Origin of the sequence: Streptomyces sp. NEAU-sy36, from assembly GCF_013423905.1 — a bacterium.
GTDB classification, from domain to species: Bacteria; Actinomycetota; Actinomycetes; order Streptomycetales; family Streptomycetaceae; genus Streptomyces; species Streptomyces misionensis.
The window spans coordinates 7,675,794-7,689,566 of sequence record NZ_CP058977.1; the positions used below are offsets into that span (position 1 = coordinate 7,675,794).

General features: G+C 68.2%; 12 protein-coding genes, 2 tRNA genes and 2 pseudogenes. 5 read left to right on the plus strand and 11 right to left on the minus strand.

The features are described from left to right. Window positions 1-36: 36 nt before the first annotated feature. The 3 genes from HZZ00_RS33655 to HZZ00_RS39305 form a co-directional block, all read right to left on the minus strand. A protein-coding gene (locus HZZ00_RS33655; protein ID WP_374028500.1) for an IS5 family transposase occupies window positions 37-908 on the minus strand; the annotation gives its coding sequence in 2 pieces (ribosomal slippage) (window positions 37-542 and window positions 542-908; 873 coding nt in all). Between the two features lie 302 nt (window positions 909-1,210). Further along, window positions 1,211-1,317: transfer RNA gene (locus HZZ00_RS33660), tRNA-Tyr, on the minus strand. Between the two features lie 371 nt (window positions 1,318-1,688). Further along, complete coding sequence (locus HZZ00_RS39305) at window positions 1,689-2,687, minus strand: helix-turn-helix domain-containing protein (protein ID WP_374028575.1); 999 nt, start codon at window positions 2,685-2,687, stop codon at window positions 1,689-1,691. A gap of 316 nt (window positions 2,688-3,003) precedes the next feature. Between HZZ00_RS39305 and HZZ00_RS38910 the strand changes: the two genes are divergently transcribed. Beyond that, window positions 3,004-3,159, plus strand: a complete 156-nt coding sequence (locus HZZ00_RS38910; protein ID WP_257585513.1) for a hypothetical protein — start codon at window positions 3,004-3,006, stop codon at window positions 3,157-3,159. Window positions 3,160-3,809: 650 nt separating this feature from the next. On the opposite strand, the pseudogene HZZ00_RS33670 reads toward HZZ00_RS38910, so the two are convergent. Beyond that, window positions 3,810-4,640, minus strand: a pseudogene (locus tag HZZ00_RS33670) (IS5 family transposase). Window positions 4,641-4,707: 67 nt separating this feature from the next. Here HZZ00_RS33670 and HZZ00_RS38915 point away from each other — a divergent pair. Then, window positions 4,708-4,914 (plus strand): annotated as a pseudogene (locus HZZ00_RS38915) (site-specific integrase); the annotation flags it as partial. 65 nt (window positions 4,915-4,979) lie between these two features. Here the strand turns inward: HZZ00_RS38915 and HZZ00_RS33675 are convergent. The 3 genes from HZZ00_RS33675 to HZZ00_RS33685 form a co-directional block, all read right to left on the minus strand. Next, a complete protein-coding gene (locus HZZ00_RS33675) occupies window positions 4,980-5,189 on the minus strand; it encodes a hypothetical protein (RefSeq protein WP_180329860.1) in 210 nt (69 codons plus the stop codon). Between the two features lie 136 nt (window positions 5,190-5,325). Next, entirely contained in the window at window positions 5,326-6,624 is a 1,299-nt protein-coding gene (locus HZZ00_RS33680) for a DNA sulfur modification protein DndB (protein WP_180329861.1), read from the minus strand. Between the two features lie 502 nt (window positions 6,625-7,126). Then, window positions 7,127-7,208: transfer RNA gene (locus HZZ00_RS33685), tRNA-Tyr, on the minus strand. 224 nt (window positions 7,209-7,432) lie between these two features. Here HZZ00_RS33685 and HZZ00_RS33690 point away from each other — a divergent pair. Beyond that, complete coding sequence (locus tag HZZ00_RS33690) at window positions 7,433-7,921, plus strand: YajQ family cyclic di-GMP-binding protein (protein WP_070026353.1); 489 nt, start codon at window positions 7,433-7,435, stop codon at window positions 7,919-7,921. 81 nt (window positions 7,922-8,002) lie between these two features. Here the strand turns inward: HZZ00_RS33690 and HZZ00_RS33695 are convergent, their stop codons facing one another. Continuing rightward, window positions 8,003-8,269 carry a GlsB/YeaQ/YmgE family stress response membrane protein gene (locus tag HZZ00_RS33695; RefSeq protein WP_180329862.1) on the minus strand — a complete coding sequence of 89 codons (267 nt, stop codon included), beginning with the start codon at window positions 8,267-8,269 and terminating at the stop codon, window positions 8,003-8,005. Window positions 8,270-8,529: 260 nt separating this feature from the next. On the opposite strand from HZZ00_RS33695, the gene HZZ00_RS33700 reads away from it, so the two are divergent. Together HZZ00_RS33700 and HZZ00_RS33705 are read left to right on the plus strand one after the other, a co-directional pair. Then, the gene (locus HZZ00_RS33700) at window positions 8,530-8,931 is read left to right on the plus strand and encodes a YccF domain-containing protein (protein ID WP_180329863.1); all 402 of its coding nucleotides are present in this window, start codon (window positions 8,530-8,532) and stop codon (window positions 8,929-8,931) included. 140 nt (window positions 8,932-9,071) lie between these two features. Beyond that, window positions 9,072-9,626, plus strand: coding sequence for a DoxX family protein (locus tag HZZ00_RS33705; protein ID WP_180329864.1), 555 nt, complete (start codon window positions 9,072-9,074; stop codon window positions 9,624-9,626). Between the two features lie 14 nt (window positions 9,627-9,640). Here the strand turns inward: HZZ00_RS33705 and htpX are convergent, their stop codons facing one another. The 3 genes from htpX to HZZ00_RS33720 form a co-directional block, all read right to left on the minus strand. After that, entirely contained in the window at window positions 9,641-10,504 is an 864-nt protein-coding gene (htpX, locus tag HZZ00_RS33710) for a zinc metalloprotease HtpX (protein ID WP_180329865.1), read from the minus strand. Between the two features lie 145 nt (window positions 10,505-10,649). Then, complete coding sequence (locus tag HZZ00_RS33715; RefSeq protein WP_180329866.1) at window positions 10,650-12,176, minus strand: NADH-quinone oxidoreductase subunit N; 1,527 nt, start codon at window positions 12,174-12,176, stop codon at window positions 10,650-10,652. Further along, window positions 12,173-13,771: an NADH-quinone oxidoreductase subunit M gene (locus tag HZZ00_RS33720; RefSeq protein ID WP_180329867.1), complete on the minus strand. Its 1,599-nt coding sequence runs from the start codon at window positions 13,769-13,771 to the stop codon at window positions 12,173-12,175. The genes HZZ00_RS33715 and HZZ00_RS33720 overlap by 4 nt, the downstream gene beginning before the upstream one ends. Window positions 13,772-13,773: the final 2 nt, after the last annotated feature.

Below are 13,773 nucleotides of genomic sequence, written 5' to 3' on the forward strand. Positions count from 1 at the left end.
TCGCCGCGGCAAGTGACTTAGGCAGTTTCGTTTGGATCACCGGGCGGACCAGAGGAAGATGCCCGCGATGTGGAGTCCGGCCAGGTAGATGGTGGCGGTCTTCTCGTAGCGGGTGGCGATGCCTCGCCACTGCTTCAGGCGGTTGATGCACCGCTCGACGGTGTTGCGCTGCTTGTAGGTCTCGCGATCGAAGGCCGGTGGCCTGCCGCCCCGGCTGCCCCGACGTAGCCGGTGTCCGCGCTGGTCAGCGTGGACGGGGATCACTGCCCGGATGCCGCGCCTGCGCAGGTGCTCGCGGATCGCACGCGAGGAGTACGCCTTGTCTGCCAGGACCAGGTCCGGCCTGGTGCGCGGCCGTCCGCGCCGACGGGGAACGCGCAGCCGGGCCATGACCTCGGTGAAGGCAGGTGCGTCACCGGCCTGGCCCGCGGTGAGAACGAACGCGAGAGGCCGGCAGCGGGCATCGGCAGCGAGGTGGATCTTCGTGGTCAGCCCGCCCCGGGACCGGCCGATGGCGTGGTCGTCCGGTTCGCCGGCCGGGGCCCCTTTTTGCGGGTTCCAGCCGCGTGCTGGTGAGCCCGCACGATCGTCGAGTCCACCGAGACGGCCCAGTAGAGGTCCTCGTCCGCGTCGGCCCGGGCCACCAGGGCGGTGAAGACCCGCTCCCAGGTGCCGTCGACGGCCCACATCCGCAGCCGGTTGTAGACGCCTCGCCAGTTGCCGTACTTCTCCGGCAGGTGGACCCATTGCGTGCCGGTCTGGAACTCGTAGGCAATCGCGTCAATCACCTCACGATGGTCGCGCCAGCGGCCACCCCGCTTCGGTGTCCGGTCCGGGAGTAACGGCTCGATCCGCGCCCACTGCGCGTCAGTCAACGGCACACCCGGACCAACGACCGACTGATCCAAACGAAACTGCCTAGGTCACTGATGCGAGACCGGGGCATGACCGGGAGCCGTGCCGCGCCGCTGGCGAACGGCGACCGAGCCGGCCGCCCCGCCCGGTAGAGCCCGGGGAGCCCGGATCGGTGCCGGGAACGATCCCGAGATCGGCCTCTCCTCTCCGGGGGACGCCCGGGGGCACACGCGCCTGGCATCGGAAGCGAGCGACACGGGCGAGCCACGGCCGCGCCCGTCCGGACGACTCGCCCCCGACAACGAGAAACCCCCTCTGATCAGGTCGACCTGATCAGAGGGGGTTTCCCTCCGTGTGGCGGCGCCAGGATTCGAACCTGGGAAGGCTGAGCCGGCAGATTTACAGTCTGCGCGAGGTTCTCGCTCTGACGTGCAGGGTGGCTGCAGTTGCCGCCCCGTCGCCCCACAGCACTCAACGCCTCGTGAGCCATTGCATCAGGGGAGGCACCACCGACATGAAGGCGAGGGCGGTCCCCACCGGTACCGCAATGGAAGGGAAGACGTAGACCAGCACTGCTGCGAGAGCTGCTACACCGAGCACGCCCCCTAGAGCGATGGCCCGTCGCCGCCCGCTCCATCCGTGTGGCGTGCCATTAAGACGCTGATCGGCGTCCGCATCCTTCAGCGATGCTGAAATGGGTCGCTCAGTGGGTACAGTCATTACTGACCTTTCTCAGGCTATGGGTTGGGTCAGGGCGGCTCCCGTTCCAGCGGGGGCCGCCTTCACCACACCACCCTGTGCGATCTATTAAGATGACCCGCCCTAAGAACCCGTCATGCAGTATCACCGTCCTCGGCTATCTCACTCTCGACGGGTTCCGTTTCCGCTTGCGGAGCAATGTCAACTAGCACCTTCATTACTTCCTGAGCTATCCGGGACATCACCTCTTCATTGAGAGGGCGATCTCGTTCCTCTTTCAGGACGGACCGCAACGCCTCGTCTAAGCGTCGCGGGACCTTCGCGATAGATCCTTGCGTCGCACGCTTCCACGACTCAGGCGGATTCACCCAGTAGGAGCGAAAGGGCCAGCGCCGCTCACTCGCCGCCCGCTGACGGATATAGACTTCAATCTCCGCGTCCGGAATCCCGTGTTGGTCACCTAGGCGAAACATCTCCGCAACACCGAGTTCTATGAGCTCGCGGGCTTCTGAAGGCAACCTGCGCACCGCGCCCATGTGCCCCGTTCGACTCCGCCGCTCACGCTCGGCGCGCTGCCACGCCTCATCCCAGGCCGTGACAGCTTCTTCCGCTTCCCCGCAGGCACGGACAAGTTCGGCAACCATCCCCCGGCCGAACCTGAACCGACCCCGCAGCGCATCACTGAGGGTGCTTCTGCGTAGGCGTCCGCCCCGCGCCTGTGCTCGACTTACAAGCTGCCGCAGAGACTCACCTTTCTTCTCTAGCAGCTGCGCTAGGGCTTGCCGCAGTTCGCCATGGGATGTTACCGCTTCCGGACCCATCCTGAATGACGGGATCAAACCCATGGGCAAGTCTTGCAGCATTTTGGCCCACTGCCACTGCTCTTCCGCATCCCCAGGGTCCGACCCGCATCCCTTAATGAAGGCATCAAAAATCTCACGTCTAGGCAAACCGGAACCCTGGGTAGCACGGTGCAATGCCGACTTTGACACGAAAGTTCGAGCAGCAAGCTCACTGAAGCTGAGGCCACTTCGACGCTTCTCCCGTAACAGCCAATTCTGCAACGACTCAGGACTGAAATTGTGATTACGCCGACTGCCTTCTCGCATAACTCCCCCCGAGTCCTGCAACATGCCCACCGAATGACTTAAGGAGCTCTCGTAGGCGGGGCTCCGTGGATACAAGAAGCGTGACGCAAGGCGAATCACCGTGTCCACCGCGCAAGATCACCTGTCCGGGACGGGCGGATATTATCGGTAGTGAGAACCACGGCCAGTCCAACATCACTGCAGGTCACAGACCCGTGTGACGGCAAGTCGTCCCAGATGTGTCCGAGGTCAGCCACTACCAAGGGGGACTCTGGGCCATGACGAATAGTCGTTTTTGGCCCCCGCGGGGTCGTGCCGGACGCGCCGCCCGCGCGGCCCGTGCCGCTGTGACCGCCACGTGGTGGCTCTCTACAGCTGGGCGTTCAACGTGAGCCGTCGGGAGCAGGAACCGCCGGAGGAGGTGGCCGCCGTGCTGGCCTGGTTCGAGCGCAAGTCCCTGCCCACGTCCGCGCTGGCCGATCGCATGAAAGTGCGCCCGCTGCCCTGGACGCATTGACCAAAAAACTGGACGGCACCACGGCGTCCGCGTCGACCATCCGCCGGAAGCGAGTCATCTTCCACAACGCACTCGGCTATGCCGTCGACGCCGGCCGTCTGACGAGCACCCCTCTGCCACGGGTGCAGTGGAAGGCTCCGGAGCAAGTGGCGGAGGAGTTGGTCCCCGCATCGGTGCCGGATCCTCGGCAGGCTCTGGCGCTGCTCGATGCCGTGCGCACGCAGAGGCCCCGTGGGCGCCGCCTGGTCGCATTCTTCGGGTGCACGTACTACGCGGCGGCACGGCCAGCGGAAGTCATCGGTCTCCGCAGGACTGCGAACTCCCCCGCCGCGGCTGGGGGACCTTGCGGCTCCAGGAGACCCGCCCCCGCTCGGGGTCGGTCTGGACCGATAGCGGCGAAGCGCACGACCGGCGGGGACTCAAGCACCGGCCACGGAAGGCCGTGCGCCCCGTGCCGATTCCGCCCGATCTCGTGTCCTTGCTGCGGTGGCACGTCACTGCCTACGGCGTCGCTCCGGACGGACGGCTGTTCCGTACGCAGCGCGGCGGCCTCATCCAGGACACCGAATACGGCGCAGTGTGGGCGGAAGCCCGCGCACAGGCTCTCACCCCCTCTCAGTGGGCGTCGCAACTAGGTTCTGTCTCTTTGGTCAGCGTCGGGTCCAGATGAGGATGCCCGCGAGGTGGAGGGCTGCCTGGTAGGCGATCGCGAGCTTGTCGGTTCGTGTAGCCAGGCCACGCCACTGCTTGAGGCGGTTGATGCACCGCTCGACAGAGTTCCGCTGCTTGTACGCCTCGCTGTCGAAGCTGGGCGGGCGGCCGCCGAGCCGGCCTCGCCGCAGGCGGTGGCCGACTTGGTCGGACGGCTGCGGGATGACCGCGCGGATGCCCCGGCGCCGCAGGTGGCTGCGGATGGCACGTGAGGAGTACGCGCGGTCGGCCAGAACGGCCAGGGGCCGGGTCCGGGGCCTGCCCGGACCAGTGCGGGGCACGCGGATGCGGGACATCACCGTCTCGAATGCAGGTGCATCGCCTGCCTGGCCTGCGGTGACGGTGAAGGCGAGGGGTCGTGCGCGGCCGTCTGCCGGCCAGGTGGACCTTGGTGCTCAGTCCGCCGCGGGAGCGTCCGAGCGCGTGATGGGCGGGCTCGCCGGAGTGGGACGCCCCTTGTTGCGTGCTCCGGCAGCGTGTTGGTGGGCCCGGACGACCGTGGAGTCCACAGACACCGTCCAGTCGAGGTCGTCGTCGGCGTCCGCCGCCGCCAGGACCGCTGCGAGGATCCTCTCCCACGTGCCATCGACGGCCCACCTGATCAGCCGCTTGTGAGCGGTCTGGAACGAGCCGAGTTCGTCGGGCAGGTCTCGCCAGGGCGAGTTGGTGCGGTACTTCCACGCGATGGCCTCAAGAGTGCGGCGGTGGTCGGCCCATCGCCGCCCGCGGACCGGATCGGCAGGCATCAGCGGCTCGATCCGGTCCCACATCGCATCGGTGATCACTAATCAGACGGACATATCCGATCAACCGATCAACCCATCAAAGAGACACGCTCTAGCCAAGCGGCCGTATGATCTTCGTCATGCCGCCGTGTCCACGTGGCTCAGCTCGGGCGTGGAAGCGCAGGAAGTGGCCGCTCGCGCCGGCCACAGCGTGGCCGTGCTCTTCCGCGTCTACGCGAAGTGTCTCGATGGAGCGGCAGCCACGGCGAACGCCCGCATTGAAGCCGCCCTAAGTAGCCCCGGGATTTGCCTCAGGTAGATCCGAGAGAGCCGAAGGTCCCGTGATCGGCGTTTCCGCTGATCACGGGACCCTCGGGCTGATGACTAGCGCTTCTGCCAGAAAATCCAGCAGGTAGCGGCGATCACCCCCTGAACCGAAGCCACGACCGCCGAAGCAGTCGAGTCGATCGGGCTACCCGTGACGCCGAGTGCCGCCGCATAGCCGCTGGCGTAACCGGTAGCGAGAGCGACGAGCAGCGCCTTGGGACGCCGGGGCTCCTCACTCCTCGCGGGCAGCGGCTGCATACTGGTCATGACTGCCGTACACCTTTCTTGAGGTGGGTGGTTAGCCGTCGCCCCCGGATGCTGCTGTGAGAGGTGTGCTTTTGGGGGGCGACGGAGTCTTAGAAAGAACTAGCGAACCGTGGTCGACAGGTAGGGGACATGCCCTCTACGACACCACTGAGTCGGTAGGTGGGTCGACCTGCTGCGCCGGGCTCTGCTGGCCGCGGATGCGCGCGAAAGTGGGCGACTTAGCGTCCTCCAGCGCCGTAGCCGTCTTGGAGCCGTTGTCCTTCACACCCCCGGCCACCGAGAGGGCCCCAGATGCAGTGGTCTTACCCGCGATGCCGTTCCAGATCTCCGGGTCCCGCGTCCAGATGACGTCCGAGAGCAGAGCGCTCAACTCCTCCGTGGATCGGTGCGGGGCTTCACTCCAGGGCATGCACCTGTGTCCGACAGCCCCCAGTGCTGCTAGGACCGCCGGAGCAGCAATGACGGTTGATGTGCGGGACGCGAAGTGGTCGGCGAAGCCCCGGAAGAGGGTGCTGGCGACTTGGACAATCGCATCCTCGACGGCCTGCTTGTTGTAGCCCTCCGGCAGGTCCTGCTGCGTGACCGCCCCACTCGTCTTCTCGAACCCGGAGCGACCAAAGATCATCGTGACCGTGAAGGAGCGGAGCGTCGAAAGAGTCATCCACTCCGGATCTGCAATCTTGAGCTGTCTCTTGTTCGTGGCCACCAGCGACTTCAGGGACACCTCCTGTCCAGTCAGCGGGTGCGGCAGGAGCACGCGGTCCATCAACGCGAAGGTGATACTCGTGGCGGCATCGTTCGAGTCCGAATTGAGTGCAACGTTCTTGTTCGGGATCACCCCGAGCAGGTTGCGGTCGTGAAAAATCTGGCGGGCGGCGCTCAGAGGGATGCCATGGTAGATCTCCACGCACACCAGCCGACTCGTGACCTGCTCTCGTGTAATCCCGTAGAGAGCGGGGTTCTCGGACAAGAGGATGTGCGCCAGGTGTTGCGTCTCGGCGTCCATGAGGACGCCGCTCGCATCGAAGGGCAGGTAGGCGATGTGATCGACGCCGAACGGCCCCGCGGCCTCGACGTGCTCAAGCTCCTGAGGGATCCAGAGAGCGAAGGGTGGGGTCGCCCAGCTTTCACCACGGACGCCAGCGATGCCATTCGCGATGTACTGCGCGTAGTCCTTGGCGTTTTCCTTCTTCTTCGTCCCGTGGATCATGCGCTGGATCTCGTTGCGGATCTCCGCCTGCTCACGCTCGGCCGCGGACAGATACGGGAGTGCCTTCGGGTCCTCCGCCCGGCGAGGATCAGGCACGATCCGTGACAGGTGCCCCCAGGTCACCGTGGCCAACGAAAGATGCTCCCTGACCGGCATCACCCGGATGGGCTGCCCCTTTTCGACCTCGATGCGGGTGGCGTACTTGGCCGCGGGCGCCTCCGACATATCAAGCCTCCCAACTAACCTCAGGCATAACTGAACTGAGTGACCGACAGGAATGCCAAAGCTACAGCCGCGGACGATGAGTTCGCAAGCCGCGGCTAAGGTTTCGAGCAGATGGACTGCCCCGCGGCTAGCTCGCGGAGAGCCGCGGGGGGTCCACAGGCGCCACCTGCAACCGGAAGCGACACACCACGTCAGCCAGACTCGGCGCAGCCCGCCGATCTATGGGACTCGCCAGGAGGAAGGCGCGCGCGGAAGCTCATATGAGGCACGCGAAGCACCTCGATGGAGCTGCCGCCATCACGTACGCCCACACGAATGCAGCCCAAGGAACATCACTTGGACCCCTGACTCCTGCCCCACAGGCGCCCCACAGGTACCGGTCACCACGCGAGCCAGGGTGAGACATGCTGGGAAACGCACCCATAGCGGCAAAATCGACCCAATCAACGCCGAAAGGGCCTGCAATCAGCATTGCTGCTGGTCACAGACCCTTTCGGTCTTGTGGCGGCGCCAGGATTCGAACCTGGGAAGGCTGAGCCGGCAGATTTACAGTCTGCTCCCTTTGGCCGCTCGGGCACACCGCCGGGTTTGCTGCCATTCGAACCCCGCTTGCGGCGGTGTTCCCCGGCAACGACGTAAACAATACCCGATCCGCGGGGGTGCTTCGCCACCCGGTTGATCTCCGGCTCCCGGGTCCCGGGGTGGCTAGGCTGGTGCGGATGCGGCCCGGCAGGATGCCGGGCCCGGCGGCCGCCGCCGCACACGCCGGTACGCATGACACGCACCCCGATACAAGGAGCCACAGGACATGGCCGACTCCAGTTTCGACATCGTCTCGAAGGTCGAGCGGCAGGAGGTCGACAACGCCCTCAACCAGACCGCCAAGGAGATCTCCCAGCGTTACGACTTCAAGGGCGTCGGCGCCTCGATCTCGTGGTCCGGGGAGAAGATCCTCCTGGAGGCGAACTCCGAGGACAGGGTGAAGGCGGTCCTCGACGTCTTCGAGTCCAAGCTGATCAAGCGCGGCATCTCGCTGAAGGCGCTGGACGCGGGCGAGCCCCAGCTGTCCGGCAAGGAGTACAAGATCTTCGCCACGATCCAGGAGGGCATCTCCCAGGAGAACGCCAAGAAGGTGGCGAAGATCATCCGCGACGAGGGCCCCAAGGGCGTCAAGGCCCAGGTGCAGGGCGAGGAGCTGCGGGTCAGCTCCAAGAGCCGCGACGACCTCCAGACCGTGATCGCCCTCCTCAAGGGCAAGGACTTCGACTTCGCGCTGCAGTTCGTGAACTACCGCTAGAAAGAAGGAAGAAGGGTGGGCGTCCCGCACGGGAGCCCACCCTTCCATGCTGCCGGGGCTGGTCGTCGCGGAGTGTGCCGGTCAGTCGCGGGAGTTGCCGAAGACCAGGCGGTAGGCGATCAGCAGCACCAGGGAGCCGCCGATGGCCGCGGCCCAGGTGGGGCCGTCGAAGAAGTTCTTGCTGATCTCGTGGTGCAGCCAGCGGGACGAGATCCAGCCGCCGATGAACGCGCCGGCGATGCCGATGACCGTGGTGCCGAGCAGACCGCCGGGGTCGCGTCCCGGCAGCAGGAACTTGGCTATGGCGCCGGCCAGCAGCCCCAGAATGATCCAACCGATGATGCTCATGCCGCGATCCCTGCCCCTTCGTGCCCTGCGCGCACTGCGGCCGGCGTGAGATCTCCGTGAAGATCGGCGGCCCGCCGGCGCGCTTCCGTGCCGTCTCGGAAGGGAGGACGCCGGGGGGCCGGGACGCGGTTGCCCGCGGGTTCGTACCGGAATGTTCCCGATCCCGCTACAACGGCGTCGCCGTGCTCCCCCGTCCCCCGACCGGCTGATACTTGTGGCAGCAGGCAAGACCGGCGGAGCGACCTGGAGAGGTGCCGATCATGAAGGTGTTCCACCTGCTGCTCAACATCCTGTGGCTGGTGTGCTGCGGCCTCTGGATGGCGATCGGCTATCTGATCGCCGCGCTGATCTGCTTCGTGCTGATCGTCACCATCCCGTTCGGCATCGCCTCGCTGCGCATCGCCGGGTTCGTTCTCTGGCCGTTCGGCCGTACCACCGTGGAGCGGCGGGACGCCGGTGCCGGGTCGGTCATCGGCAATGTGATCTGGGTGATCTTCGCGGGCTGGTGGCTCGCGCTGGGGCACCTGATCACCAGCATCCCGCTGTTCCTGTCGGTCATCGGCATCCCCTTCGGCTGGGCCAACCTGAAGCTCGTCCCGATCTCCCTGATGCCGCTGGGGCGTGAGGTCGTCCCCTCGGACCAGGCCTTCGGCGCCCGCTGACCGGGGTGCGGGGCGCCGGCCGCTGATCCAAGTGCGCCGGCGCCGCACCTCCGGAATCATCGGTGGGGAGGAAGCGGGGGAACGGAAGCCTGCCCAGGCTTGGGGGAAGTGCACATCCGGCATCCGTACGGAGTCCTCAGATGCCCAGGCACCACACCGAGGCAGCGGCCACCGCCGGGCCCGCTGCCAGAGAACACGCCCGCCACGGGGGCGTCACCGCCGCCGACGGGGGGCTGCTGCTCCTTCGGCTGGCCTTCGGTCTGCCGCTCGCCGGGCACGGCGCCCAGAAGCTCTTCGGTCTGTTCGGCGGGCGGGGGCTGACGGCGACCGGCAAGTGGTTCGAATCCCTGGGCTACCGCCCGGGCAGGCTCTTCGCCGTCATCGGCGGCCTCTCCGAACTTCTGGGTGGCCTCGGGCTCGCGCTGGGGCTGTTCACACCGCTCGCGGCCGCGGCGATCGTGGGCGTGATGATCAATGCCATGGTGAGCGTGGCCGCCGCCCACGGGCTGTGGATCGACCAGGGCGGGATCGAGTACAACATCGGCATCGCCGTCGCCGCCCTCGCCGTCGCCGCCATCGGCCCCGGTCGGCTGGCCCTCGACCACTATCTGCCCTGGGGCAGGGGCGGCTGGCCGCACGCGGCGCTCGCCCTGGGCCTCGGGGGCCTGGGAGCGGCACTCGCGCTGGCCCTGTGAGCCCGCGCGGGAGCCTACGGCCGGCGCCCCGCCATGTTCTCCAGGCGGGCGATCCGCTCCGCCATCGGCGGGTGCGTGGAGAACATCTTGGACACGCCCTGCCCGGGGCGGAACGGGTTGGCGATCATCATGTGGCTCGCGGTCTCGATCCGGGGCTCGGGCGGCAGCGGCAGCTGCTGGGTGCCGATCTCCAGCTTGCGCAGGGCGCTCGCGAGGGCCAGCGGGTCCCCGGTGAGCTGGGCGCCGGACGCGTCCGCCTCGTACTCCCGGGAGCGGCTGATGGCCAGCTGGATCAGCGAGGCGGCGAGCGGGCCCAGGATCATGATCAGCAGCATGCCGACGAGGCCGGGGCCCTCGTCGTCGTCCGAGCGTCCGACCGGGATCAGCCAGGCGAAGTTCACCAGGAACATGATCACCGAGGCGAGCGCGCCGGCCACCGAGGAGATGAGGATGTCCCGGTTGTAGACGTGGCTCAGTTCGTGCCCGATGACGCCGCGCAGCTCGCGTTCGTCCAGCAGGCGAAGGATGCCCTCGGTGCAGCACACCGCCGCGTTGCGCGGGTTGCGGCCCGTGGCGAAGGCGTTGGGGGCCTCGGTCGGGGAGATGTACAGCCGGGGCATGGGCTGGCGGGCCTGCGTGGACAGCTCGCGCACCATCCGGTACAGCCCCGGCGCCTCGAACTCGCTCACCGGGCGGGCCCGCATCGCCCGCAGGGCCAGCTTGTCGCTGTTCCAGTACGCGTACGCGTTCGTCCCGAGGGCGACCAGGAGCGCCACGATCAGACCGGTGCGCCCGAAGAAACTGCCGATGACGATGATGAGCGCCGACAGCCCCCCGAGGAGTACTGCGGTCCTGAGCCCGTTGTGCCGGCGGTGCACGGTACGCCCTCCAAGTGGTACAGCAGGGAACCCTTCGGTCCAGTGGACCCTCCCGCTCTGGTCAACGCCAGGCGGTGGTGACAAGTTCCCAGGTGGGCAGGGTCACGCGCGGGGGCCGGACGGGTGAAGGGGTTCCCGTGCCTCCTCAGAACAGTCCGGTGGCCGCGAACCGCAGCACCAGCTGGGGCGCCCCCGACAGGGCCACGCCCGCCATCCCGGTGAGGGCGATCGCGGCGGTGAGCGGGGCCGGGACCCGGTGCCGTACCGCCTCGCCCTCCGGGGCGCGGAAGAGCACGGCCGTCCACTGGAGGTAGTAGAAGAGCGCGATCACCACGTTGACGGCCATGACGACCGCGAGCCAGCCCAGGCCCGCGTCGACGGCCGCCGAGAACACGGTGACCTTGGCGAACAGTCCGATGACGCCGGGCGGCAGGCCGGCCAGACAGAGCAGGAAGAAGGCCAGCAGAAGGGCGGTCAGCGGGTTGGTGGCGTACAGGCCCCGGTAGTCGGAGATCCGGTTCGCGGCGCGGCCGCGGCCCACCACGGCGGCCACCGCGAACGCGCCGAGGTTCACGGCGGCGTACATCAGGGCGTACGCGACCGTCGAACCGATCGCCTTCTGCGCGTCCCGGGCGTACCCGGCGGCCGCGATCGGCACGAGGAGGTAGCCGGCCTGGCCGACGGAGGACCAGGCGAGCAGTCGTACGGCGCTGTGGGCGCGGCCGGCCCGCTGGCGCAGCGCGCCGAGGTTGCCGGCGGTCATGGTGAGCGCGGCCAGGACGGCGAGCGCGGGCCCCCACACATCGGCGTACGAGGGGAACGCGACGACGGTGACGAGGATCAGGCCGGAGAAGCCGACCGCCTTGCCGACGACCGACAGGTAGGCGGCGACCGGCAGCGGCGCGCCCACGTAGGTGTCGGGCACCCAGAAGTGGAAGGGCACCGCGGCGGTCTTGAAGGCGAAGCCGATCAGGGTGAGGACGACGCCGGTCTGGGCCAGGGTGTGCAGCTGGCCGCCGGTGTGCGGCAGGCGCTGGGCGACCTGGGTGAGGTAGAGGGAGCCGGTGGCGGCGTAGACGAAGCTGACGCCCATCAGGCTGACCGCGGTCGCGGTGACCGAGGACAGGAAGAACTTCAGGGCGGCCTCGGAGGACCGCTTGTCGCCGTGCCGGATGCCGACCAGGGCGAAGGCGGGCAGCGAGGCGACCTCCAGGGCCACGATCAGGGTGGCCAGGTCGCGGGCGGCGGGCAGCAGGGCGGCGCCGGCCGCGGAGGACAGCAGCAGGAACCAGAACTCCCCGGCGGGCACGCGCCGCCGGTCGTCGTCGACGTTCGTGATCGACAGCAGGGCCGCGAGCAGGGCGCCGCCGAGGACCAGGAGCTGGATGACGAGGGTGAAGCGGTCGGCGGTGTAGCTGCACGCGCGCGGGGTGCCGGTCAGGCAGAAGGTGGCGCGGTCGCCGCCCAGGAGCGGCAGCAGCGTCAGCGCGGCGGAGGCGAGCCCGGCGACCGAGATCCAGCCGAGGACGGCCTTGCGGGCCTCGGGCAGGAACAGGTCGGCGACGAGCACGGCGAGCGCCACCACGGCGGCGATCAACGGCGGCGCGACGGCGAGCCAGTCGACGGACTGGACCAGTGAACCGGCGGACTCGGCAAGGGGCTGGGGGCTCATCGGGTGCCTCCTGCGAGGAGCTGGTGCACGGCCGGGTCGGTCAGGCCGAGCAGGGCGCGCGGCCAGAGTCCGGCGACGACGGTGAGGGCGACGAGCGGGGTCCAGGCGGCGAACTCGTAGCCGTGCACGTCGGCGAGCCGGTGGCCCGTGCCGTCGGCGGTGGGCCCGGCGGTCTCCTCGGCGGCGCCCATGCAGACCCGGCGGACCACGATCAGCATGTACGCGGCGGTCAGCAGGGTGCCGAACGCGCCGATCGCCATGAAGGTGAGGAAGGCGGGGCGGCCGAGGCCGGCGGCGGGCTCGAACGCGCCGAACAGGGACAGCATCTCGCCCCAGAAGCCGGCGAGTCCGGGCAGTCCGAGGGAGGCGACGGCGCCGAAGGCGAGCAGTCCGCCGAGGCGCGGCGCCCTGCCGTACAGGGCGAGTCCCGTCTCCTTGGCCAGCGTGTCGAGGTCGGTGGTGCCGGTGCGGTCCTTCAGGGCGCCGACCAGGAAGAAGAGCAGGCCGGTGATCAGACCGTGGGCGATGTTGGCGAACAGGGCGCCGTTGACGCCGGTCGGGGTCATGGTGGCGATGCCGAGGAGGACGAAGCCCATGTGGCCGACGGAGGAGTAGGCGATCAGCCGCTTGAGGTCGCCCTTCGCGCCCCGCCTGGCCAGGGCCAGACAGGCCAGGGAGCCGTAGACGATCCCGACGACGGCGAGGGCGGCGAGGTAGGGCGCGAAGGTGCGGAAGCCGTGCGGCGCCACCGGCAGCAGGATCCGTACGAACCCGTACGTGCCCATCTTCAGCAGCACCCCGGCCAGCAGCACCGAGCCGGTGGTCGGGGCGGCGGTGTGGGCGTCTGGCAGCCAGCTGTGCAGCGGCCACATCGGGGTCTTGACCGCCAGGCCGAGCCCGATCGCCAGTACGGCGACGACCTGCACGGACGCGGTCAGGGACCGGCCGTTGTCAGTGGCGAGTGCCACCATGTCGAAGGTGCCGGCCTTGATTCCGATCAGGAGCAGGCCGAGCAGCATGACGACGGAGCCGAGCAGCGTGAACAGGATGAACTTCCACGCGGCCCGGGTCCGCCCCTCGCCGCCCCAGCGGGCGATGAGGAAGTACATCGGGATCAGCACGGTCTCGAACGCGAGGAAGAACAGCAGCAGGTCGAGCACGGAGAAGGTCGCGAGGGTGCCGGTCTCCAGCAGGAGCAGCAGCGCGACGAACGCCTTCGGGGACGGGCCCGCGGGCGGCTTGAAGTAGGAGTACAGCGCGCACAGGAAGGTCAGCAGCGCGGTCAGCACGACGAGGGGGAGGGAGATGCCGTCGATGCCGAGGTGGATCCGCACGTCGAGCGCGGGGATCCAGCTGATGTCGGTCGTGGCCTGCATCCTCGACGGATGGTGGTGGTCGAAGCCGAGCGCGAGGACGACCGCGGCGGCGAGGACCGCTCCGGTCACGGTGACACCGTGGCGCAGCACGGCCTGCTCGGGTGACTTCCCCTTCAGCCCGGGCGGGGCCGGCAGGAGAGCGGCGGCGGCGCCGAGGAGCGGGCCGACGACGACGAATGCCAGAAGGAACTGCATCACGGACTCGTTGATATCGATCACGC

Excerpts from the sequence above, each read along its gene's own strand:
- HZZ00_RS39305 (WP_374028575.1), bottom strand. The coding sequence starts at position 2,687 with ATGTTGCAGGACTCGGGGGGAGTTATGCGAGAAGGCAGTCGGCGTAAT.
- HZZ00_RS33675 (WP_180329860.1), bottom strand. The coding sequence starts at position 5,189 with ATGACCAGTATGCAGCCGCTGCCCGCGAGGAGTGAGGAGCCCCGGCGT.
- HZZ00_RS33680 (WP_180329861.1), bottom strand. The coding sequence starts at position 6,624 with ATGTCGGAGGCGCCCGCGGCCAAGTACGCCACCCGCATCGAGGTCGAA.
- HZZ00_RS33690 (WP_070026353.1), top strand. The coding sequence starts at position 7,433 with ATGGCCGACTCCAGTTTCGACATCGTCTCGAAGGTCGAGCGGCAGGAG.
- HZZ00_RS33695 (WP_180329862.1), bottom strand. The coding sequence starts at position 8,269 with ATGAGCATCATCGGTTGGATCATTCTGGGGCTGCTGGCCGGCGCCATA.
- HZZ00_RS33700 (WP_180329863.1), top strand. The coding sequence starts at position 8,530 with ATGAAGGTGTTCCACCTGCTGCTCAACATCCTGTGGCTGGTGTGCTGC.
- HZZ00_RS33705 (WP_180329864.1), top strand. The coding sequence starts at position 9,072 with ATGCCCAGGCACCACACCGAGGCAGCGGCCACCGCCGGGCCCGCTGCC.
- HZZ00_RS33715 (WP_180329866.1), bottom strand. The coding sequence starts at position 12,176 with ATGAGCCCCCAGCCCCTTGCCGAGTCCGCCGGTTCACTGGTCCAGTCC.